The organism is Gammaproteobacteria bacterium, assembly GCA_027296625.1.
Taxonomy (GTDB): Bacteria; Pseudomonadota; Gammaproteobacteria; order JAKEHO01; family JAKEHO01; genus JAKEHO01.
The window spans coordinates 45837-68736 of the sequence record JAPUIX010000107.1; the positions used below are offsets into that span (position 1 = coordinate 45837).

Annotated in this window: 23 protein-coding genes and 2 tRNA genes; 20 read left to right on the forward strand and 5 right to left on the reverse strand. The window is 52.3% G+C overall.

Features of this window, described 5'->3' with window-relative positions:
• The first annotated feature begins 119 nt into the window (after positions 1–119).
• Both lptF and lptG read left to right on the forward strand, forming a co-directional pair.
• Positions 120–1226 (forward strand): LPS export ABC transporter permease LptF, encoded by a 1107-nt coding sequence (lptF, locus tag O6944_05890; GenBank protein MCZ6718666.1) that lies wholly within the window; start codon positions 120–122, stop codon positions 1224–1226.
• On the forward strand, positions 1223–2284 hold the full coding sequence (gene lptG / locus O6944_05895; protein MCZ6718667.1) for an LPS export ABC transporter permease LptG: 1062 nt from the start codon (positions 1223–1225) through the stop codon (positions 2282–2284). Before lptF ends, lptG begins: the two co-directional genes overlap by 4 nt.
• A gap of 27 nt (positions 2285–2311) precedes the next feature.
• Here lptG and O6944_05900 read toward each other — a convergent pair whose 3' ends face one another.
• Positions 2312–2785 carry an RDD family protein gene (locus O6944_05900; protein ID MCZ6718668.1) on the reverse strand — a complete coding sequence of 158 codons (474 nt, stop codon included), beginning with the start codon at positions 2783–2785 and terminating at the stop codon, positions 2312–2314.
• A 699-nt stretch (positions 2786–3484) separates the two neighbouring features.
• Between O6944_05900 and O6944_05905 the strand changes: the two genes are divergently transcribed.
• Both O6944_05905 and O6944_05910 read left to right on the forward strand, forming a co-directional pair.
• On the forward strand, positions 3485–4495 hold the full coding sequence (locus tag O6944_05905) for an alpha/beta hydrolase (GenBank protein MCZ6718669.1): 1011 nt from the start codon (positions 3485–3487) through the stop codon (positions 4493–4495).
• 363 nt (positions 4496–4858) lie between these two features.
• Complete coding sequence (locus O6944_05910; GenBank protein MCZ6718670.1) at positions 4859–5545, forward strand: lipid-binding SYLF domain-containing protein; 687 nt, start codon at positions 4859–4861, stop codon at positions 5543–5545.
• Between the two features lie 79 nt (positions 5546–5624).
• Here O6944_05910 and O6944_05915 read toward each other — a convergent pair.
• Positions 5625–5700: transfer RNA gene (locus O6944_05915), tRNA-Glu, on the reverse strand.
• 125 nt (positions 5701–5825) lie between these two features.
• Here O6944_05915 and pcnB point away from each other — a divergent pair.
• From pcnB to O6944_05950, 7 genes are all read left to right on the forward strand, one after another.
• Positions 5826–7154 (forward strand): polynucleotide adenylyltransferase PcnB, encoded by a 1329-nt coding sequence (gene pcnB, locus O6944_05920; GenBank protein ID MCZ6718671.1) that lies wholly within the window; start codon positions 5826–5828, stop codon positions 7152–7154.
• 23 nt (positions 7155–7177) lie between these two features.
• Positions 7178–7669 (forward strand): 2-amino-4-hydroxy-6-hydroxymethyldihydropteridine diphosphokinase, encoded by a 492-nt coding sequence (gene folK, locus O6944_05925; GenBank protein MCZ6718672.1) that lies wholly within the window; start codon positions 7178–7180, stop codon positions 7667–7669.
• Positions 7662–8306 (forward strand): deoxynucleoside kinase, encoded by a 645-nt coding sequence (locus tag O6944_05930; protein ID MCZ6718673.1) that lies wholly within the window; start codon positions 7662–7664, stop codon positions 8304–8306. The genes folK and O6944_05930 overlap by 8 nt, the downstream gene beginning before the upstream one ends.
• On the forward strand, positions 8303–9100 hold the full coding sequence (panB, locus tag O6944_05935; protein MCZ6718674.1) for a 3-methyl-2-oxobutanoate hydroxymethyltransferase: 798 nt from the start codon (positions 8303–8305) through the stop codon (positions 9098–9100). The genes O6944_05930 and panB overlap by 4 nt, the downstream gene beginning before the upstream one ends.
• On the forward strand, positions 9100–9954 hold the full coding sequence (gene panC / locus O6944_05940) for a pantoate--beta-alanine ligase (GenBank protein MCZ6718675.1): 855 nt from the start codon (positions 9100–9102) through the stop codon (positions 9952–9954). The genes panB and panC overlap by 1 nt, the downstream gene beginning before the upstream one ends.
• Before the next feature lie 56 nt (positions 9955–10010).
• A complete protein-coding gene (locus tag O6944_05945; protein ID MCZ6718676.1) occupies positions 10011–10391 on the forward strand; it encodes an aspartate 1-decarboxylase in 381 nt (126 codons plus the stop codon).
• 737 nt (positions 10392–11128) lie between these two features.
• On the forward strand, positions 11129–11890 hold the full coding sequence (locus O6944_05950; protein ID MCZ6718677.1) for a molybdopterin-binding protein: 762 nt from the start codon (positions 11129–11131) through the stop codon (positions 11888–11890).
• 121 nt (positions 11891–12011) lie between these two features.
• On the opposite strand, the gene O6944_05955 is transcribed toward O6944_05950, so the two are convergent.
• Positions 12012–12872: a PP2C family protein-serine/threonine phosphatase gene (locus tag O6944_05955; protein ID MCZ6718678.1), complete on the reverse strand. Its 861-nt coding sequence runs from the start codon at positions 12870–12872 to the stop codon at positions 12012–12014.
• Between the two features lie 207 nt (positions 12873–13079).
• Here O6944_05955 and O6944_05960 point away from each other — a divergent pair, with 207 nt between their 5' ends.
• From O6944_05960 to O6944_05970, 3 genes are all read left to right on the forward strand, one after another.
• The gene (locus O6944_05960; protein ID MCZ6718679.1) at positions 13080–14459 is read left to right on the forward strand and encodes an FAD-containing oxidoreductase; all 1380 of its coding nucleotides are present in this window, start codon (positions 13080–13082) and stop codon (positions 14457–14459) included.
• A gap of 102 nt (positions 14460–14561) precedes the next feature.
• A complete protein-coding gene (locus O6944_05965; protein MCZ6718680.1) occupies positions 14562–15143 on the forward strand; it encodes a TIGR00730 family Rossman fold protein in 582 nt (193 codons plus the stop codon).
• 133 nt (positions 15144–15276) lie between these two features.
• Positions 15277–15870, forward strand: coding sequence for a tetratricopeptide repeat protein (locus O6944_05970; protein MCZ6718681.1), 594 nt, complete (start codon positions 15277–15279; stop codon positions 15868–15870).
• Positions 15871–15988: 118 nt separating this feature from the next.
• Here O6944_05970 and O6944_05975 read toward each other — a convergent pair whose 3' ends face one another.
• Positions 15989–16378 carry a hypothetical protein gene (locus O6944_05975; protein ID MCZ6718682.1) on the reverse strand — a complete coding sequence of 130 codons (390 nt, stop codon included), beginning with the start codon at positions 16376–16378 and terminating at the stop codon, positions 15989–15991.
• Between the two features lie 389 nt (positions 16379–16767).
• Between O6944_05975 and O6944_05980 the strand changes: the two genes are divergently transcribed.
• Positions 16768–17835: a diguanylate cyclase gene (locus O6944_05980; protein ID MCZ6718683.1), complete on the forward strand. Its 1068-nt coding sequence runs from the start codon at positions 16768–16770 to the stop codon at positions 17833–17835.
• Between the two features lie 90 nt (positions 17836–17925).
• Here the strand turns inward: O6944_05980 and O6944_05985 are convergent.
• A tRNA-Leu gene (locus O6944_05985) sits at positions 17926–18012 on the reverse strand.
• 162 nt (positions 18013–18174) lie between these two features.
• On the opposite strand from O6944_05985, the gene queA reads away from it, so the two are divergent.
• From queA to O6944_06010, 5 genes are all read left to right on the forward strand, one after another.
• Complete coding sequence (queA, locus tag O6944_05990; protein MCZ6718684.1) at positions 18175–19215, forward strand: tRNA preQ1(34) S-adenosylmethionine ribosyltransferase-isomerase QueA; 1041 nt, start codon at positions 18175–18177, stop codon at positions 19213–19215.
• Positions 19216–19248: 33 nt separating this feature from the next.
• Entirely contained in the window at positions 19249–20364 is a 1116-nt protein-coding gene (gene tgt, locus O6944_05995) for a tRNA guanosine(34) transglycosylase Tgt (GenBank protein ID MCZ6718685.1), read from the forward strand.
• A 32-nt stretch (positions 20365–20396) separates the two neighbouring features.
• Entirely contained in the window at positions 20397–20726 is a 330-nt protein-coding gene (yajC, locus tag O6944_06000; GenBank protein MCZ6718686.1) for a preprotein translocase subunit YajC, read from the forward strand.
• 43 nt (positions 20727–20769) lie between these two features.
• Positions 20770–22623, forward strand: coding sequence for a protein translocase subunit SecD (gene secD / locus O6944_06005; protein ID MCZ6718687.1), 1854 nt, complete (start codon positions 20770–20772; stop codon positions 22621–22623).
• Positions 22624–22649: 26 nt separating this feature from the next.
• On the forward strand, positions 22650–22900 hold a 251-nt coding region (locus O6944_06010), incomplete at its 3' end, for a protein translocase subunit SecF (protein MCZ6718688.1).

Here is a 22900-nt window from a genome sequence, read left to right on the forward strand (position 1 = left end):
AACCGGTGGCAATGAATTTTGCCCGATTTGGGTACTTCTGTCATTTTTCTGTCAAGTGTATTCATTTACAGCGTAGGACGCAAAGCACGTCCTTGAGAGCGAGCAAGGGGTAGATCCAGTTGCTTATTCGAAGTTATATCTATCGCGAGATTTTCCGGTGGATGTTTACGATTACTATGCTGCTCGTCGTCATGTACGGCGGCATCCTATTCGCTAAGTATCTGGCAGACGTTGCGATGGGCGCGCTAGCAACTGCTCTCATTTATAAGATGCTCGCCTTTAAATTGATAGAAAAGCTTACCGTGCTGCTTCCCGTGTCGCTGTATGTTGCAGTCCTGATCGCCTTATCGTGTATGCGGCGCGATAGTGAGCTAATGGCGATTTTCGCCTCTGGACTCGGTCCGTCCTTTATTCTCGGGGCGGTGCTCCGCTTCGCCTTGGCATTTGCACTGGTTGTCGGGTTGATTTCATTCTACGCGGGCCCATGGGCAAGGTCGGAGTCCCTGCAACTTCGCGCACAGGCAATAAAGGAGTCTGATATCACGGGGATAGCCGCGGGGCGCTTCAAGGAATTTAGCAAGGGCAATGGCGTCGTTTATGTGGATCAGGTGTCCTCGGATGGCCGAGTCATGAGGGATGTGTTTTTGCAGGTACGTGAACGCGACAAGCTAGGGATTCTCACGGCTAAACAAGCGCAGCTGGAGACGGACGAGAGCAGCGGGGGTCGCTTTGTGGTATTTGAAGAGGGGCGCCACTACGAAAGGACGCCAGGACAACTCGATTATAAGGTGACTGATTATAAACGCTATGCAATGCTCATTGAGAGTGCAAGCGATGTAAGTACGGCTGTCAGCACTCGTGCGATACCAACGAGCGTGCTTTGGCACTATGATCAAGCCAAATATGCCGCTGAACTGCAATCGCGTGCCGCAAAAGTACTGGCCTGTATTTTATTGCCCCTGCTGGCTGCGTTGCTATCTCGTATGACACTCGGTCGTCGCCAGCACGCCGTTTTCATAATTGCAATCCTAATCTATGTTCTTTATATCAATCTGCTGGAGATATCCATTCATATGCTAAAGCGAGGGGAGCTGCCTACCTATATTGGTCTCTGGTGGGCACACGGGGCATTAGTTATCGTGATTGCGATCCTATACTACTTTCCTGTATTAAGGCGCTGGTGGAAAGGCGTTGGCGCGCGGCGGGTTTTCGCCTCAAAAGCATGAAGATCCTGGATCGCTATATTGGCCTGGCCGTGGTCCAGTCCACGCTTGTCATTCTAGCAGGGTTGCTTGCGTTATCTGCCTTCTTTCTATTGATCGATGAATTGAGACGAGCGGGCCAGGCAAACTACAGTGTTTTGCAGGCCGTTGAATTTACCCTCTTGAGTGTGCCCCAACATACCTATGAGCTGTTTCCGATTGCAGCCGTCGTTGGGAGTATGGTTGCGCTCAGCATTCTCGCAAGGAATGGCGAGCTTACTATAGTCCGAGGGGCCGGCGTGTCAGTTGCAGGTGTTCTTGTGTCGGTGATGAAGGCTGGATTGGTGTTGGCTGCACTGGTGATTGTTTTGGGCGAGTTCATCGCACCACCTGCTGCACAATATGCGCGTCATCTTCGTTCAGTGGCGTTGACCGAACAAATCTCATTGAAAGGAAAGCACGGCTATTGGACGCGCGATGGCCAAAGTTTTATTAATGTTAAGACAATCTTGCCAGGAGATAGGCTCAGGGGGATCTATATATATGAATTTGATGATGCGAACCGACTACGGGCAACCACAATTGCCAAGAGTGCGTACTACTCGGATGGACAATGGTTTCTCGAGGATTTGGAACAGACGTCCATTGGTGACGATGGCGTCAGCAAAAATAAAATAGATCGTGCTAAGTGGGAATCAGTGCTTACCCCCGATATGATCAATATGGTTATTCTTAAACCTAAACACCTTTCGGGGTGGGAACTGTTTGACTACATCCGCTACCTAAAAACAAACGCACAAGAGAGCGTTCGTTACGAGCAAGCGCTGTGGGGCAAAATAACGCATCCTATTGGCATTGGCGCGATGGTCCTGATTGCGGTTCCCATTGTGCTCGCCTCCTTGCAGGGGTTTGGGATGGCCCAGCGCGTATTTATCGCATCTCTAATCGGCATCGCCTTTTACATTGCCAATCAGTTGAGCGCACACCTCGGGGTTATATACAACGTTAACCTCGGGATCAGTGTGGCTATCCCGACGTTGATCATTATTGCTGTCACTTTAGTGCTGATGCGACGGGCGTAGGTCATTTTTTTTTCAAAGATAAAATATTCACTTATGACGACCAGCGTCAGTTGGCTCAGCACTGACCAGGACCGTGCCAGAAAGGCGATCGTGCCAGGCGAGCTTGTCGCGATCCCACACAGACCAGAGAAATCCTAAGCCGAGAAGCAGACAGGACCCGATTGCGCAGAGGAAGCGTAATGCTGCGCGCCGCCAGGATACTTTCTGACCGTCTTCCTGCTTAATGCGAATTCGCCACGTACGCATACCGAGTGTCTGTCCGTCCCGGGTCCAATGCCATCCGTAGTACAGGAAGCTAATGAGCAGCAGATACGCTGCATAGAACGCACTTCCGGGAGGAATTGCTTCACCATCGGTAAAGCGCAGTAAGGGGAGCGTTGCGACAAATAAAACGGAGAATAACAGCAAGGCGTCGTAAGAAATCGCCGCTAGGCGCCGCGCCAGCCCGACATACTGGTTAGATGATGTATTCGATTGCATCGAGGTGGTGAAGGTTGGCACTGGTGGGCGTATTAAACGCGCGTTGCCTCGCATAGACAATGTGGTCACCGAGAATTGGGCTTTGCTTTTGGCTACCGAGCGTTTGTAGCCTACGTGCATCCCCATCTGGCGCTGGCTGGGGTTGCAATGGGGGGTATCTGGGCTATCATTATGTTGCAGCGCAACAATCACGATCGCGGAAGGTATCGGCGCATTGTTGAACGGTCTCAGGATGGCCTAGGCAAGGCAAATATAACTACCTGAAAATTATGGTAAAATAATTGAAGTCCCTGCTACGATGGGTGAGGGGGGCTCGATCGCCCTGCGCGGATGCTTAGGATACGTTATACTCAACCTCAATTTAATCATTGTTGTTATTGATCTTAATAGAGTTAGCCATATGTACTATGGAGACAGCGCCGAACCCCACCAGGGAGATTCGTTGTCAGCCGTTTATCGGCCGAGATGCACCCTTTGTCCGGTTTCGGCTGACAGGCCCCAATCAAGCTGCTAGAGGTTACAAAGTGGGCAAAATATCGGGTTCATTCGTTATATAGGTCGTGCGCCCATGGTTTAACGGGTTAATAAGGAGGCGCCGGAGCGGCAGAGTGCCGTTGGTACCGTTAAGGAGTTTGCCCTGGGATCCCCGGCTATGCAGGAAAGCGGATGGATCGCATCAGATCAAGTAGTGTGTGAATGATGAATACGAGCCACAGGCACATGCAAGACATTTTCGAGCTTCCCTACCGTTTGGGACAGGGTTTGGTATGCCTTGTGGCGGTGCTGATTGCCACGCTGCCGCTCGCCGTCGGGGCGACGGATGAAGCGGGCTTCGATTGGACGAACCCCCCTGGACAACGCGTGAGCGTCGGATCCCATAAACTCCATATCCTCTGCAAGGGCCACGGGCGGCAGACGGTGGTGATTGACTCCGGTGTTGGTGGGTTCTCGCTGGAATGGACGCGTATCCAGAACGCGTTGGCGAAACACTATCAGGTCTGCACCTATGATCGCGCCGGTTACGGTTGGAGCGATCCTGGGCCGCTACCTCGCACGACCAAACAGATTGCAACGGAACTGTACACGCTATTGAAGAATGCCAATATCCGCGGTCCGTATATATTGGTTGGCCATTCCTTTGGCGGTTACAACATCCGCTATTTTGCGAGTAAACACCCGGCGGATGTTCAAGGCCTAGTCCTGATTGATTCGTCGCATCCCGACCAGGATGCACGATTGCCGAGCAGGAAGACGAAAAAAGTCGGGCCACCGCCCCGCATCGTAAAGGTATACGATTCCTATGCGCCTTACACTACACGCGTCTGGATATCGAGACCCGTGATGCCAGACAATTACCCCCATGAGGTGCGCCTGCAGGCGTTTGCGCTCATGTCTACCCGCAAGGCCGGGATCACTCAGCGTCTGGAACTTGAGAGCTTTAAAATCAGTGCGTCTCAAGTGGCCAGCGCTGGCCCGTTGCCGAATGTCCCTCTCATGGTTTTGACGCGGGGTAAACGAGTCTGGCCGACTAATTATTATGGCGATCTTATGGAAAAAGTATGGACGGAACTTCAAGATGAGCTGGCTACATTAGCGCCACGCTCAGTGCATTTGGTTGCCGAACATAGCGGGCATTCCATTCACCTGGATGAACCCGGCTTAGTTATCAATGCCGTTTCGACTATCGTGGACTCGACTTCGGTTGAGTACTTCGCACAAAATGGGCCCTGAGAGGCTGCATCGGTAATTTAAGATCCGCATCGCCTTTTCACGGCGAACGAAAACGTTAATCGCCGACGCACTGTTTCTTTCTTCCGTGCTCATCCCTCGAGAGCGTCATCCATCGTGTCGTAATAGCTATGCCTGGCCTGCGTAGGCAGAAGTGCGCTTGGTCTATCCTATGATTAATTTGGCGATTGGGATTTTTGGCTCGTTTTTGTTTCAGTTATGCCGTACGGGCACCTCGGATACTCGTCTTGCCATAGCCTACCAATTCCCCCAGTCTGGCCGAGTGATTGGGCGATATGCTCAGCTGCCCATTTAGGACAATGACAGCCGTTTGCGCCGGCAAAGAGACAGGCTTAGGAGGATGAAATGAAGCACATTCGATTCCGTAGGGTGACTTATATTATGGCCGCTGTATTTTTGAATGTTTCCGTGGCAGCAGCTGAGGAGGAAATCGCGAGGCCCGAGCAGCTTGTTACCCTGTCGCAGGCAACACTTGAGCACTTCATTGCGGATCCAAATATGAGCTGGTTTCGTAATAATGTAAGTTCCGCAAAGGCAATATTTATCGTGCCGGAACTCTTGAAAGCGGGTTTTTGGTTTGGGGGCTCCGGTGGCAGCGGTGCGCTACTGGCACGGGATTCGAAGACTGGCAACTGGAGTTATCCGGCCTTCTACACCATGGGGAATATTACCTTTGGCTTGCAGATTGGTGCTGAATTATCTGAGGTAGTACTCATGGTAATGACGGAGAAGGGACTGGACTCGATGCTTTCTACCTCTGTTAATCTCGGTGCAGATGCCAGCGTCGCGGCGGGACCGGTCGGCGCCGGTGCCAAAGTGGCGACCGCTGATATCCTGGCCTTCTCCCGGTCTAAAGGGATCTTTGCGGGACTGACGGTTGAAGGAGCGGCGATTGCAGTTCGGGATAAATGGAATCACGCTTATTACGGTAAGGCCGTAACACCAGTCGATATTCTTGTGCGTCGTAGTGTCAGCAACGAGCAGGCGGATGCGCTCCGATCCTTGGTGGGCAAAGCTGCAGGGGATGGTTAGGTTGAGACGTACGGATAGTTTGCGGCATCTTAGGTCGTCTGATTGGAATCTGTGCGACGAGGCATCGCGTCACATGATGTGGCGCTCCCTAGGGGACTCGAACCCCTGTTTTCGCCGTGAGAGGGCGACGTCCTAGGCCGCTAGACGAAGGGAGCGGGCGATGTGATCAGCACGATAAGAAAACGATGCTATTATACGGGCGCGCCTGTACTGCTCAAATTCATCCCGGCGACCTTAGAAGAGTGGTTTCTATAGACTGTTGCGCGGGTCAAATGCGTTTATGAAAAAGCTAACGAGCCAAAGCAATATTGCAAGGCTCCCGATCGAGCCACATATCGTTCCTAGAGCAGAGCACGTCATCTCACGTGCCAATATCAGCGAAAATGCCCTAAAGGTACTGTATCGCCTTAAGAATGCAGGATATAAGGCCTATCTGGTGGGTGGTGGGGTGCGCGATCTATTGCTGGGTCGCGAGCCGAAGGATTTCGACGTCGTGACCGACGCCCGGCCCCAGCAGGTCAGGGAACTCTTTCGCAACTGCTACCTAATCGGGCGCCGGTTTCGTCTCGCACACGTACGATTTGGACGGGAGATTGTTGAGGTATCCACCTTTCGCGCGCCTCATGACGCCGAGCCTGAAGGTGACGGGCGCGTTGTAGGTGGGCGCATTGTCCGCGATAACGTCTATGGTGATATTGATGATGATGTTTGGCGAAGGGATTTCACAGTTAACGCGCTGTATTACAACATCGCAGATTTTACCGTTGTAGATTACGTTGGAGGTATGGGCGATATTAGAGCGGGACAGTTGCGTCTCATTGGTAATCCAGCTAGGCGATATCGTGAAGATCCCGTGCGTATGCTTCGAGCCATTCGTTTCGCGGTGCAGCTGGGCTTCAAGATCCATCCGGATACGGAAACCCCCATAGACGAGCTGGGTTATCTTCTCGCGGAAATTCCACCTTCGCGGTTGTGCGATGAAGTGATGAAGCTGTTTCTCGGTGGCTACGCGCTACAGACGTTCGAACGGCTTCGTCACCACTCATTATTCGTATACCTTTTCCCTCAGACGGAGCGCTGCCTGAGCGAGGAGGAAGGGCGCTTCCCGCATATGCTTTTGGTGCGCGCGCTTGCAAATACGGACGCTCGCGTTGCGGAAAACAAACCCGTTATACCTGCTTTCTTGTTTGCGGCCCTGTTATGGGACCCAATGCGCCGGCTCGCTAATGAATATCGAGCCAACGGGCTAAATGAAATGGAGGCCACGCAATTGGCTAGTGACGCGGTCATATCGAGGCAAGTGAGGCGAATGGCCATGCCGCGTGTCATGACACGGATGGCTCGCGAGATCTGGGCGCTGCAAGCTAGGATTGGAAACCTGAGCGGCAATCGCCCGGTTCGTCTGCTGCGGCATCCGCGTTTTCGTGCGGCTTATGACTTTTTGTTGTTGCGCGCTGAAGCCGGCGAAGATGTCAAGGCCGCCGCCGAGTGGTGGACAGCTTTCCAGGAAGCCAATGAGTCCGAACGCCGAGCGATGCTTGACGAATTGCCGGCAGGTCGCGGGCGGAGAAAACGTCGGCGGCGGCACAGGATCAAAGCTGATCACTGATGCGACCATGAGAGTGCGTACCCATGACACGTGCCTATATTGGGCTGGGAAGTAATCTCGACGATCCAGAGAAACAAATTCACATGGCATTGCACGCCCTGTCGGCGTTGCCCGGGACGACGTTGCTGAGAGACTCTTCTCTGTATCACGCCGAGCCGATGGGTCCTCAGGATCAACCTGACTATATCAACGCAGTGGCCGTGCTGGATACAGAGTTGCCAGCGCACGAGTTGCTGTATTACCTGCAGGACATTGAACAACGCCAGGGAAGATTACGTGCCGGCAAGCGTTGGGGGCCTCGAACGCTGGATCTCGATCTGTTGGTTTATGGTGAAGAGCGGTTGTCGGGCAGTGAACTGACCGTGCCACATCCCGGGATCGCGCGACGCGCTTTTGTCCTATATCCCCTGAGCGAGGTAGCGCCTAATTTAAATATACCGGGTTTTGGGCCTTTGCCTGAGTTACTAAAAGCCTGTCCATCGAAAGGGCTTCGCAGATTGCAGGGTGATGACTAAAGGTTACCCGGACTATATCGCGATTGAGGGGCCAATTGGTGTCGGTAAGACAACACTCGCGCGTCGCCTTGCGGATAGCTTCGGCACCGATCTGATGCTGGAAGGCGCGGAGGACAATCCCTTCTTGCCCCGTTTCTATGAAGACCCCGTGTCTGGGGCCTTACCGACTCAGCTGTTCTTCCTTTTTAACCGGGCACGGCAGATCCAGTCGCTGCGGCAGGCTGATATGTTCAGGCGGGTTGGAGTGGCCGATTTTCTGATGGAAAAGGATCGACTGTTTGCTCAGCTCACCCTGAGCGACGATGAGTTAGCCTTGTATAATCAAGTTTACGAGAAATTGACGCTCGACGCGCCCGTACCGGATTTGGTGATTTACCTTCAAGCGCCAGTCGAGGTTCTGCTCAAACGCATTTCGGAGCGCGGAGTACCCTACGAGCGCAATATTCAAGAACCCTATTTGCAACGCGTTGCCGATGCGTATGTGAATTTCTTTTACAATTTTAACATTGCTCCACTGCTTATCGTAAATGCTGCCGAGATCGACGTCGTTCACGAAAACCACCACTATGAGTTGCTGCTGCGCCATATTCGCAACCTTCCACCAGGTCGTCGCTATTTCAACCCAGCAGAACTATGAGTGAAAAGGTAACACTCAACAGCTTGCGCACAATGAAGCGGGCTGGGGAAAAGATTGCTTGTCTTACCGCCTATGATGCAAGTTTTGCCGCGCAACTTGATAGCGCGGGTGTCGACATATTGTTAGTTGGTGATTCATTAGGCATGGTTCTGCAGGGTGAGGACACGACACTTAAGGTGACCTTACGCGACATGATTTATCACTCACGTCACGTTTGCCGGGGTGCGGAGCGCGCGATGGTAGTGGTGGACATGCCGTTTATGAGCTACGTCAACACCGCTCAGGCGGTAGGTAACGCAGCGCGGTTGGTCAGCGAAGGCGGAGCGGAGGTCGTTAAGATGGAAGGCGGTGCATGGTTGGCTGATACCGTGCAGCAACTCGATGCACGGGGGATCCCAGTGTGTGCACATCTGGGCGTGTTACCACAATCGGTACACAAATTGAGCGGTTATCCTGTTCAGGGGCGCAATCAGCGCACCGCAGATGCGATCAGAAAGGACGCCATCGTGTTACAAGATGCGGGGGCGGCGCTGCTTGTTCTCGAATGTGTGACGCGCAGTGTGGCAAAGGAGATTGCGCGCACGCTAGAGATTCCCGTTATTGGCATCGGTGCGGGTAACAACTGCGATGGACAGGTGCTGGTGCTTTATGACGTTCTGGGGATTAGCGGTCGGCAACCGAGATTTTCGCGAAACTTTCTGGCGTCTAACGCAACAATACAGGCGGCTGTTGAGGATTATGTTCGGTCCGTCAAGTCCGGGGAATTTCCCGCGCCAGAACATGGTTTTGACTAATGCAAACCGTGCAGCAAATCGCGGCATTGCAAGATATTGTGAGCCAATGGCGTGTTGCGGGTGAGCGCATTGCCTTGGTTCCGACGATGGGTGGCTTCCACGCCGGGCATTTCGCCCTAGTCACGAAAGCGCGAACGATCGCCGATCACACAGTCGCGACCATTTTTGTCAACCCGATGCAATTTGTTGCGGGGGAGGATTTTGAGGCCTATCCCCGCCCATTCGATGAGGACACCCGAAAATTGGCGGAATCAGGCGTGGATCTCTTGTTTGCTCCAAACGTGCATGAGCTTTTCCCGGAGGGATGGGCGGATCAGACACGCGTCTTTGTCCCATCCCTCGACAATATGCTCTGTGGTGCATTCCGCCCCGGGCACTTTACAGGCGTTGCCACCGTAGTCGCCAAGCTTCTTAACATCGTGCAACCGCAGGTCGCTGTGTTCGGTGAGAAGGATTACCAGCAGTGGTTATTGATAAAAAGGATGACAAAGGACCTTTGCATGTCAGTGGATATTGTTGCCGTTCCCACGGTACGTGAGGATGATGGTTTGGCGCTAAGTTCGCGCAATCACTATTTGACTGATGCTGAGCGCCGGATCGCACCGAAATTATTTGAGTTCCTGAAAAACGCGGCCGCACGGATCAAACAGGGGAACACCGACTACGCAAGGATAGAGGCTATAGGCTTGCAGGAGCTTGCTGAAGCCGGCTTTAGGCCAGAATACTTTAGAGTTGCCAATGCCGAGGATCTCAATGACCCGGGGGACGGGGATTCGAATCTGATTATTCTTGCCGCCGCTTGGCTCGGCGCGGCGCGGCTTATTGATAACATTGCAGTGCGAAACTATCGTTGAACCCTCGGCTGTGTTGAGCCATAATCTGAATCCCTGCCGAGATCTGGTGTAACCGCATGAAAATCACGCTCCTTAAATCAAAAGTTCATCGGGCTTGCGTAACGCACGCAGAGCGGGAGTATGAAGGATCTTGTGCAATCGACGGCAGGGTGCTGGATCTTGCGGGCATTCATCAGTATGAGCAAATCCAGGTCTACAATATCAATAATGGCGAACGCTTTACCACCTATGCCATTCGCGCCGAAGAGGGCTCTGGTATCGTATCTGTGAATGGGGCGGCCGCACATAAAGCGAACCCTGGCGATCGCGTGATCATCTGTGCCTATGTAACCATTGAGCAGAGTGAGGCGCCCAACTTTAACCCCAAGCTGGTCTATCTGGACGAGCGAAATCAGCCCACTGAAACTCGCCAAGATATCCCTGTCCAAGTGGCCTAAATCGCTGTCGCTGTATCGAGTGGTCTTTGGGTCTTTGAATTGCTGGAGCGAATGATCACGAGTGGGCGTCCGAGGCATTCGATACCTGTTGCATCAAAATTGCGCATTGAACATCCGTTACGTTCAACCTTTCTCAAAACCAACGAGTAGACGCGACTGTCCACTACGTAGGTGTAGTCGATATATCACAGCCAATTTGTGCCGTTGTGTTTTGCCAATAATCTGTTTTGGTTTTATTAAACTTTGGCACGACGCCGAGGTCTTATGGAAATGGCGTTTTGATACAGCGAATGCTTGGCTGATTTGCAATTCGCTAATGGACATGGTGCTGGAATGACGACAAAGATATGTACAAGGTGCGGTGGCCGTGGCACGCGGGGAGATGTTCGGCAGGTGGTCGTCTCAATTGATGCACTTGAGGAATGTGCCTATTGTGGCGGCAGGGGAGAGGTTGAAGAACTGATCGATCCTCGCCCTTGGAGTGACACAATGATCAGAACGTTATCTCGAAGCCTCTATAAGAGGCCAACGTTTACGCCGCGAATAATCAGTAGTAATAGGGGCGAGAGTATCTGAACCTCATCACCCGGTGACAGGTGTCATCTCCTGTTTCGTCTTGATTCAATTTGCTGAGGTGGTTAACCGGCGTGATCCGGGTAAAGCCATCCGGTGCCGTTACACGTTTCTCGACCTATCGTCTATCATGGCGACACCCAAATATTCGTCCTTCGCAACTGATGGAAACGCTTCATAAGAGAGTTACCGCGTGCGTGATTATCATCGGTAATGAGATCCTGTCGGGTAGGACAAGCGACGCCAACCTGGCGTATCTTGGCCAGCGACTCGGGGAGCTTGGTATCCATCTGGATGAGGCGCGGGTGATACCTGACACCGAAGATGCCATTATTAATACGGTGAATCAATGCCGCCGGATCTACGATTATGTGTTTACGACGGGTGGCATTGGTCCGACGCACGATGACATAACCTCTCAATCGATTGCAAAAGCATTTGGTACACCGATTAAGCGGGATGCAGAAGCGGTTGCGCGATTGAAGACGTATTACGGGCCGGATGATCTGAACGAAGAGAGGCTCAGAATGGCGAATGTTCCAAAGGGTGCTCGATTAATTGACAATCCGGTGAGCGCGGCACCAGGTTTCGAGATCGAGAACGTATGGGTGCTCGCTGGCGTGCCCGCGATCATGCGTGTCATGTTTGAAGGAATTACTCACCGACTTACCGGGGGTGCGCCCATTCTCTCGCGCACAGTGTCGACGAATCTTTCAGAAGGGCAGATTGTAAATGGTCTAAAGGTGATTCAGGCACATTATCCGGATGTAATCGTCGGGAGCTATCCGTTTTTCCGTAGGCAACGCTTCGGAGTCAGTATCGTGTTACGCGGTATAGATGTAGGCACACTGGACGGTGCTGCTGCTGATGTGCATGCCTTGGTAACAGAATTGGGCGGCGCATTACTTGCCGAGAGCAAGGTCTAGTTCAATTTCGTAAATTCAATTCTCAGCAGATGACGCATTTGCGATCGGTTCACAGTGTTTGTTGGGGCAGAAGGTAGTTGGACCATCTTTTGTCTGCCTGGCTTTTCCGAGGGCGATTGTCTCAGTTACGAATGACCCCTAACATCGCTGCCATGACCCGCACCTTCTCGCGTAATGATTGGCGGGGTGGATCAGCTGCGTTGTGATGTAACACCAAGAGCGTTTGATCGTCCTCTGCCGGGCGCCCAGACCGGTAAGCTGTCACACTCTCAAGTACCATGTGGCTGATCTTATCCGGCTCGGCCACATTCAATTCGCTAACCAACGCGAGTAATCCCTGTTCGCCGAGCGGCTGGCCATTCAGATTGGTCGCATCCGTTAGCGCATCGGTGTATATCAGCACGAGATCACCCTTATCCAATTTCACCGCAAATTGCACATAATCGGTGGGCTCAATCACACCCAGTGGCAGGTTGACCGTGGTTTCGGGCTCTTGTAGCACAGCGTGGTCCAACAGCTCCCAACTTTGGGAACGGGCGCGGTACCATAGCGGCCGTGGATGGCCGGCATTGCAGATAATGAGGTGATCGGTGGGGGCAAAATACGTGGTTAGTAGGACCGTGGCAAAAGCGCCGGCTTTGCTGAGCTTGGAAAACTCTTGATTAAGCGCTTGAGCAAATCGGGTTTGGTCGAGCGTATTGATGTGCTTTCGCATGAGTTTGCGAAGTCGCAAAGCAAGCGCCCCAACGCCCGCGCCGTGACCAGCGATGTCGGCGACAGCAAAACGGGAGATCTTACCCGCCCCGCACATGGATATGTAATGGAGATCGCCGCCTTCGAGGTTCCCCTCAAACGGCTCCGCGAAGATCCAGGCATCGATCCCCGGTACCGAAAAGGCGTTATTGATCCGTTGGTTGCCGCCCCAGACCTCCATGCACTGAAGGGAATGTACGGTGGGGCCTTGGTGTGTGACAGATCGCATTAGCGAATGAGGGGAACGCATGATGTATTTTGCTGCACTTTTAACGAGACTAGGAGATTTTCAACCGATGAGCAAGACGAGCCACCGACGCCGATTTGGAGAGCCCGGCGTTTCTTGTCATTCACGGTGCCTAGCCGGTGTTTGAAAAACAGGGTGCGCACGATCTAGTCTGTAGGTATAAAAAGCACGCCATCCTCAGGAGGGGCCATGGCAGAAAGATACGATGCGATTATCATCGGTGCCGGTCAGTCTGGGCCGTCGCTGGCCGCCAGATTAACACAGGAGGGGCTGAAGGCGGCTATCATTGAACGCAAGCTTTTCGGTGGTACCTGCGTAAATGTCGGTTGTATCCCCACCAAGACCTTGGTAGCAAGTGCCCGTGCCGCTTATGTCGCGCGCCGTGGCGCGGATTTTGGCGTCATAATCAACGGGGCAATCGAAGTTGACATGAAACGAGTCAAGACGCGCAAGGATGGGGTGGTACGGGAGTCCAATGAGGGCGTCGCAACGTGGCTGAAGACCATGACTAACCTCACGGTGTACGAGGGTCATGCACGATTTGAAAGTCCCAACACGGTCCGGGTCAATGGACAATTGCTCGAGGCTGAATGGATATTCATCAACGTTGGGGCAAGGGCTTTTATTCCAGACATGCCGGGACTGAATGAAATTGATTATCTGACCAACTCGAGCATGATGGAAGTCGATTTTATACCGGAGCATTTGCTCGTTATTGGCGGGAGTTATATTGGGTTGGAGTTTGCCCAAATGTATCGCCGCTTCGGCAGTCGGGTTACGGTCGTGGAAAAGAGAGAGCATCTGATTGCACGTGACGACGAGGACATATCCGAAGCGGTTAAGGAGATCCTAGAACACGAAGGCATCGATATCCGCCTTAATGCGGACTGTATCAGGGTAGAAAAACGCGGCGATGGGGTGGCAGTTGGGCTCTCTAGAGAAGGGCGCTCAGAAGCAATCGTCGGATCCCACCTCCTGCTAGCGGTCGGTCGCCGCCCCAATACCGATGACTTGGGTCTTAAGGAGGCGGGTATTGAGACAGACGAACGGGGGTTTATCGTGGTGGATGACTATCTAAAGACTAACATACCTGCTGTTTGGGTAACGGGTGATGCAAACGGTCGCGGCGCGTTTACCCATACTTCGTACAATGACTACGAAACTCTCGCTGCCAATCTCTTCGATAATGATCACCGACGGGTGAGCGACCGCATTACCGCCTACGCGCTCTACATCGACCCGCCCCTTGGGCGCGCCGGCATGACAGAACGTGAAGTACGAGTATCGGGACGCAAGGCGGTTATTGGCAAGATGATGATGAACCGCGTCGGTCGCGCTAAAGAGCGCAGTGAAACCCAGGGATTTATGAAGATATTGATCGATGCGGAGACTGAGAGAATCCTTGGAGCAGCGATTCTAGGCATCGGCGGTGACGAGATCATCCATTCCGTGCTGGATGTGATGTACGCCGACGCGCCTTATACAGTAATTCAACGTGCGATGCACATCCATCCCACCGTGACGGAACTGATTCCGACTATGCTGGGTGATCTTAAGCCCTTGCAGTAAGGGGAGCTTTTTTGTTTCACGCATTTGTATCGGCAGTTCGAATGGCTCTCGTGCAGAAGGCACTCAATGGTCTCGGTAAGTGACACAGGATATGACACAACGATGAAACGAATCTGTGTTTTCCTGGGCTCAAATCCCGGCATCCGAGCTGCGTACGTTGATGCGGCGCGGGATCTCGGCCGTGAGCTTGCGCGCCGGGAACTCACGCTCGTTTACGGTGGTGGGAGTGTCGGCCTCATGGGCGAGTTAGCCACTGCCGTCCTTGCGGAAGGAGGTGACGTGATAGGCATTATCCCGGAGGCACTGATAGAGAAGGAGGGCAGCCAAATAGGGATTCACGATCTGCGGGTGGTGGCTTCCATGCATGATCGTAAGGCGCAGATGTCAGAACTGGCCGATGGCTTCGTCGTTCTCCCTGGTGGGATCGGGACGCTCGAAGAATTTTTTGAAATCCTAACCTGGGCGCAGCTCGGTTTTCATAGGAAACCTTGCGGTGTGCTTAATACTTGTAACTTCTACGAGGGCCTGATCCAATTTCTTGACCATGTTGTCACGCAAGGTTTTCTTAACGAGGAGCATCGGTCAATGTTGCTCGTTGGGGAAACAGCGACGGAGCTTCTTACCAAATTCATGTCATACCAATCGCCACCGGTGAAAAGGTGGATTAGCCGGCAGCAGATCTAACGGTGCTTTGCGCGATCGCTCTTGTGGGCCGTGGCACAAAGGGACAAAGGCACAATGCGTGTTCATCACATTCCGTGAACACGATCGCGGTCTATTGCGTTCTTAATATTTTCTCGTTCCTAACGCTTGGCCAATGATGAGGAAGAATGCGTACCTTTTGATATTGTTGCTTATCGCAGCAGCAAATAGCGCCACGGCCGACTATGATGCTGGCCTGAACGCCTATAGGGCTGGTAACTATGACGTCGCCTTGGCGGAATTCAGAGGGTTAGCTGAAGCCGGTGATCCAAAGGCTCAGTATGCGCTTGGCCTAATGTATGCAAAAGGCCAGGGGGTCAGCCAGGACTACGGTGAGACTCTAAGCTGGTATCTGAAGTCTGCCCGGCAAGGTTATAGTGCAGCTCAGAACAACCTTGGCCTCATGCACGCAAAAGGTCACGGTGTTCCGAAGGACTATCAGGAGGCAATAAGGTGGTATTTAAGAGCCGCCCGTCAAGGGTACAGCAAAGCCCAGAATAGCCTTGCTCTGTTGTACGTCAACGGCCAAGGTGTTGATCAGGACTATATACAAGCCTATGCGTGGTTCAATGTGGCTGCGAAACATGGGCATGCCATCGCGAAAAGGAATCGCGACGCGCTGGGAAAGAAAATGACTGCGTCGCAGCGTCGCGAGGCTAGGAAGCTCTCTAAAGGAATCTTGGCGAAATATGAAAATAACTCAGATTAGAATCGTTACAGTGACGTCCAGTGTCGTCAAACATACCTTTTCCCGACAGGTGAAGGTGCGCGGAGTACCGTAGATCCGCTACACCAACCTACTTCTGAAACTGTGCTTGTATTTATTGCTACTGTTCATGGCGAGTACGTTGATCTTTTTCGCCCCATACAAATTGAAGGCGTGGACCGAGATCAATACGAATGTGCCCTGAGATGAACCGTGCAGGGAACAGATCAGTACCGACCATATATACGAGAATCATAGCAAAACACATGCCCACGTAGACGAATACGAGGGGGAACAAATACCACGTTCCTAGTCTCGCCATGTCCAGCAATAAGGCCAAGCTGCTATAGACGCCTAGTAATATCACGAGATAGGCCGGAACCTTCCAAAGCCACTGGATCAGACTGCTACTTTTCGCGGCTGACTTTGCACCCGTTGAATGAACCCACAGTTTAATTAAGTAACTTGCGGCCACCAGCGCAGAGATATATATCCAAGTTTGTAAGAACACGGTTTAGCCCCCCAAGATCAAGTGAAGATATCTGTTTAAGCATAGTCGCTAAACCAGTGCGTTGCTATAACCGTGGCGCACAAGCAGGGCTCTTTAAGCTCATGTGAGATCGGTGAAATGGATGGTCGACGTAAGATGTGCTATCTCGCATCGTACGGAGACAACTTTATAATTTTCCATCAGGGAGACATTATGAGCAGTTTCGGATCTCAGACTGCATTGAAAACTGATCTATCCTGTCTAATACTTAACTTTAGCTTCTTGGAGTCGCGAGACCTTGGAACTAATCGAGGCTGGTATCTATAAAAATATAATCTAAGGAAGGTACCCGGCAACTGCCAGCTTGAATCGTTTTGGCTACATACGTTGGATGATATATCTGGAGTGTGATGAAGAGAAATCCGTACAAGATGAGTCGGAAGTCGATTACTCAAGACGCGGTTAAGGTTGGGATCATTGGCGCCGGCAGGGGAGGATACGGATTGCTGCGGGTCCTAAAAGATATCCCCGAAGTCGTGGTCGTTGGGATTTGCGATGTTAACCCTGCTGCGCCCGGTTTCACTGAAGCAAAACAGTTATCCATCCCTACATATTTAGATCTTGAAGTGATGTTGCGCGAGCAGCCTATGCACTGGTTGATTAATGTTACGCATAAGTCCCTCACCCAACGCCATATTTTGAGCCAGGCGCTTAACGATGTGACGGTAATCGATGGACATATTGCTGAATTGATTTGGCTTATTCTTTCGACCATCTACAATCAGATCCATCTTGACGAAGCGAACAAGCGGTCCTCGCAAAAACATATAAAGGTCCTGTACATGTTGGCGTGGGATATTATTCGGCAGGTTGTTAATGTTGGACAACCACTCCAAACTGAGTTGGCAAATATCGCTTTCCAAGATCCGCTGACTGGTCTGTATAGTCGGCGTATCTTTATACAATTTTTAAATCGAGAAATCAGTGGTGCGATCCGTCATGGGCAGCCGCTCGCTTTGGCGATTATTGATATTGATTATTTCAAGTCTGTCAACGACCGATTCGGACATGATTCAGGGGATCAAGTATTGAGAGAATTTGCGGAACTTCTTGACGACTCGCATCGAAGGAGCGACTTAGTGGCGCGCTACGGAGGAGAAGAGTTTATCGCCGTACTTCCAAACACCAATATTGAAGCGGCATGCATCTGGGCAGAACAGTTCCGGAAACGGATTGAGACAAGGTTACGGACGCCAGAAGGGTCACCTATAACAGTGAGCATTGGTGTTGCGACTTATGATCCGGACTCTGATCCAGCGAGTGCGCAGAAAGTTGAGGGTACCGCGATCCCGGATATTAAAAAAGCGCTGTTGGGGAACGCTGATCAGGCTCTGTACGAAGCCAAGGGGAGCGGGAGGAATCGAATTACGGCTTTTTCACCTGCAACAGGGAGGACAGGCCGAAGTCTCAAGAATTAGATGAGACGATTAGGATCGCTCGCCTGCTGCAATGTTGACCCTCTCAAGGAGTGGGCCCCATGTATTGGCTAGGGTCCATGCGGTTAGCGATGGTGCCGAGAGAGAGACTCGAACTCTCACGGGGTTACCCCCACCAGATTTTGAGTCTGGCGCGTCTACCAGTTCCGCCATCTCGGCACGATGCGGTGTGTCTGATGAAGCGGTAAGTATAGGGAATCACGGTCGCTCGTAAAACTAAAGGCTTACTGCGCCGTAGAGGTTGACGAGCGGACGTGGCGATTGGCACGCTTTATCCGCGTCTTGTGGATTCGGCTGAGTTCTTTGTTAATATCGCCCGCCATGCGCCGCTCAGAGTTTTATTACGCGCTTCCTCAACACCTGATCGCGCAATATCCGACCGCAAACCGGCGCGATAGTTGCTTACTGTACCTCGATGGGGCGACAGGCAGATTACGGGATCTCCGTTTTCCTCAGTTACTCGAATTGGTAAGGCCAAATGATTTGCTCGTTTTTAATGATACACGAGTCATTCCAGCACGGTTGTTCGGTCATAAGTCGACGGGTGGGGGGCTTGAGGTCCTGGTGGAACGTATTCTGGACGCACGGCGAGTCTTGGCCCAAATACGGGCTAGCAAGTCACCGAGGCGAGGCTCGACGATCTACCTAGGAGAGGATGTTAAAGCTGAGGTGATAGAACGGCATGATGAGTTTTTTGAATTGCAATTTAATGATGCCCGTTCGGTTCTCCAGATTCTTGATGCCATTGGGCATATTCCTTTGCCACCTTATATCAACCGTCCAGATGAGCCTGTGGATGCAGAGCGCTACCAGACGATTTATGCGCGCCGCGTTGGTGCAGTTGCAGCGCCGACTGCGGGGCTCCACTTCGATGAAGCCCTCATGGCGTCTCTCCAGGAGATGGGCGTTGGGATGGGTTATCTCACCTTGCATGTGGGGGCAGGTACCTTCCAGCCGGTGCGCGTCGTTAACCTTGCAAACTACAAACTGCATAGTGAGTACGTTAACGTGCCTGAATCCATGTGCGAACGCGTGGATGCCGCCCGCCAGCGCGGTGGGCGAATTATTGCGGTTGGGAGCACATCAGTCCGAGCGTTAGAAACTGCATCAGCTGAGGGGAAGCTTCAGCCCTATGAAGGCGAAACAAGCATCTTTATCTATCCTGGATATAAGTTTATTAGCGTAGATGCCATGATCACGAATTTTCACTTGTCGGAATCAAGCCTTTTGATGCTGGTATGCGCGTTCGCAGGACGCGATGCTATCTTAAAGGCCTACCGTCACGCGATTGAGAAGCAATATCGCTTTTACAGTTACGGCGATGCGATGTTCATAACTTCATTGATCTCTAATGTACGATGATAGTCGTCGGCCTGTTGGCACGTACGGACTGTGATGCAGTTTGAAGTGCTTGCCACTGATGGCGGTGCCCGCCGCGGCCGCATGAGCCTTCCGCGAGGTACAGTGGAGACGCCTGTCTTTATGCCGGTTGGTACGCACGGCACGGTTAAGGCCATCACACCGGAAGAGTTACGCGATTTAGGTGCAGACTTGATCCTCAGCAATGCGCTTCATTTAATGCTGCGCCCGGGACCTGAGGTCATTATGGCGCATGGAAGCCTGCATGGATTCATGCACTGGGAAGGGCCAATACTCACTGATTCAGGGGGCTTTCAGGTGTTTAGTTTAGCTGCGAGATGTGAGATCACCGATGCGGGTGTGACCCTGCGCTCACCCATCGATGGCGATAAGGTGTTTTTTGGACCTGAGGAATCCATGGCAGTTCAAAGGAAGCTGGGTGCTGACATCGCCATGGTTTTTGATGAGTGCACATCGTATCCTGTTACTGAAAGTGAAGCTCGCGCCTCGATGGAACTTTCGTTGCGCTGGGCGGCACAATGCCGGGCTGCGTACGACGACAACCCTGCAGCTCTGTTTGGGATCATTCAAGGCGGAACGTTCAAACAGCTCCGTGATGCATCACTGGCTGGCCTCCTTGAATTAGATTTCGATGGCTATGCGATCGGTGGTTTGTCTGTCGGTGAGGGCAGGACAGAGATGCTGGATATTCTCACCCATACGGCGCCAAAAATGCCGACGGAGAAGCCACGCTATTTGATGGGCGTTGGGACCCCGGAAGACTTAGTGGAAGCGGTGCAGCGGGGCGTTGATATGTTCGACTGTGTTTTGCCTACGCGTAACGCTCGCAACGGACAACTGTTTACCTCGACCGGTGTTACGCGCATCCGCAACGCATGCTACAGGACGGACCCGGCCCCTCTAGATGAGTCGTGTCCGTGTTACGTGTGTCGGAACTACAGTCGCGCCTATTTGCATCACCTGGATCGGGCCAGCGAGATCTTAGGTGCAAGGCTCAATACGTTGCACAACCTGCACTATTATTTCGCTCTCATGCGTGACTTGCGTAATGCGATTTTGGAGCATAGATTGGCTGATTTTGTGGCAGAATTTTTTGCGAAGCGCGCCCAAACTGATGCAGCTATGCGATAATAATCCGCTTTGAAAATGTGGGTAATGAGGTCATGGACTTTTTGATTTCAGATGCCTGGGCACAGGAAGGACCAGCGCTGGGTGGTGTGGGATTCGTGGAGTTTATTCCACTTATCCTGTTATTTGTGGTGTTTTACTTTTTGTTGATTCGGCCGCAGATGAAGCGAGCCAAGGAACACAAGCAGATGGTGGCGGCGCTCAACAAAGGGGACGAAGTCGTAACTAACGGCGGGCTGCTGGGGTGTATCAACGACGTCGGGGATCACTTTGTTGTCTTGGAAGTGGCCAAAGGGATTGAGGTTAAGATACAGAAGCAAAGTGTTGCGGCCACCGTCCCTAAAGGGACCATCAAAACGCTCTGAAAAGAACGAAGAAACTGCGCTTCATCTGGAATAAGCTATCCCAATGAATCGCTATGCCCTATGGAAATATCTGCTGATCGTCGTCGTGATTGTGGTTGGCGTCGTTTTCGCGCTGCCGAATCTTTATGGAGAAGATCCGGCGGTGCAAATCTCGCCGGCCCGAGCCGGCCAGATCGATGAGGGCTTGCAAGCGCAGGTTAGCGCTGCTCTCGAAACGGCAGGGATCAAGCCGCTCTCGATCCAACGCGATTTACGCCGTTTGTTAATTCGCTTTCCAGACACAGAAAGCCAACTGCAGGGTCGCGACGTGGTGAGTCAAGCTATGGGCGGCTATGTGGTGGCCTTAAACCTGGCACCTGTGACGCCTGGTTGGCTGAGCTCCCTTGGTGCAAGACCCATGTACCTTGGACTCGATCTTCGTGGTGGGGTGCACTTTCTCATGGAAGTGGATATGCAAGCCGCTGTTCACCAGGCTGAAGAGCGCTATATTTCCGATATCCGTCCCCTGCTTCGTGAAAGTAAGATCCGGTATAAGACGATCACACGAGGGGATACAGGAGGGATCCGGATCCGTTTTCGAGACGCGGAAACGCGCACTAAAGCAGCTCGCGTCATCAATGATGCCTTTCAAGACCTTGAAGTGGCGGAGGCGGACAGCCTAGGCAACTTCGATCTTCGCGTTCAACTGACTGAACAGTTTAAGAACGATACACGAAAGTTTGCTCTACAGCAGAACATTACGACGCTGAGAAATCGCGTGAATGAGCTTGGCGTGGCTGAGCCCGTGGTCCAGCAGCAAGGTAAAGACCGCGTTGTGGTGCAACTCCCTGGGGTGCAGGACACCGCCCGCGCTAAAGAGATCCTAGGGGCGACTGCGACCCTGGAGTTTCGGTTGGTGGATACGGAGCACAGCGTCCAAGAGGCGGTGGATGGGCGGGTACCGGTGGCAGCAAAACTCTACTATGACCGCGATGGGCAGCCAATATTGTTAAAGAAGCGCGTTATGTTGACCGGGGAATACATTATTGACGCGGCCTCTGGCATCGATCAGTTAAGCGGCAGTCCAGCAGTGTTTATCACCTTGGATGGGAAAGGGGCGCGTATCTTTTCGCGCGCGACCCGCGACAATGTTGGCAAGCCGATGGCCGTGGTCTTTATCGAGCGTAAGACTGAGACCGTCCGGCGGGACGATGAGCTAATAAAAGTCAAGGAGCTTATTGAAGAGGTGATCAACGTTGCCACAATTCGTGAGCAACTCAGCAAGCGATTTCAGATCACCGGTCTTGATAGTACTGAGGAAGCTAGAGATCTGGCATTACTACTGCGAGCTGGGGCGCTCGCAGCGCCGCTGGAGATCATTGAAGAACGCACGGTCGGACCTAGTCTAGGCCAAGACAATATTGAGCAAGGATTCAAATCCGTAATCATCGGGTTCGTGCTCGTGCTGATCTTCATGGCGTTCTATTACCGGTTATTTGGGTTGGTTGCTGATCTGGCGCTTACACTCAACCTTGTCCTTATCGTCGCCTTGTTGTCTATGTTACAAGCGACGCTGACACTACCCGGTATCGCAGGTATCGTGCTGACCGTGGGAATGGCGGTTGATGCGAACGTGCTTATTTTTGAGCGTATCCGTGAGGAACTGCGGAGCGGCAACTCGCCGCAGGCAAGTATTCATGCGGGCTATGAAAAGGCTTTTGCTACGATCGCGGATGCTAATATCACAACCTTAATTGCCGCGGTTGTGTTGTTTGGATTTGGCACTGGGCCCATCAAAGGATTTGCTGTGACGCTGTCGTTAGGAATTATCTGTTCGATGTTTACTGCGATCATGGGGACTCGTGCCGTGATCAATCTGATCTATGGTGGACGCCGGGTCGAAAAACTCGCGATATGATAGATCATTAGTTGACGGATTTTACTATGCGATTTTTCAAAACCGAAAGCCATATCAACTTCATGAGCATGCGCAAGTCTGCGTTTTTGCTATCGGGCATTCTTATCGCATTGTCAGTAGCATCACTTGCTATACGCGGCCTGAACTTCGGGATCGACTTTACTGGCGGCACATTAATCGAAGTGGGGTATCCCGAACCGGCGGAACTGGATACCGTCCGGGGTCTTCTTGACTCTTCGGATTTCGATAATGCTGTAGTTCAACATTTTGGTACCAC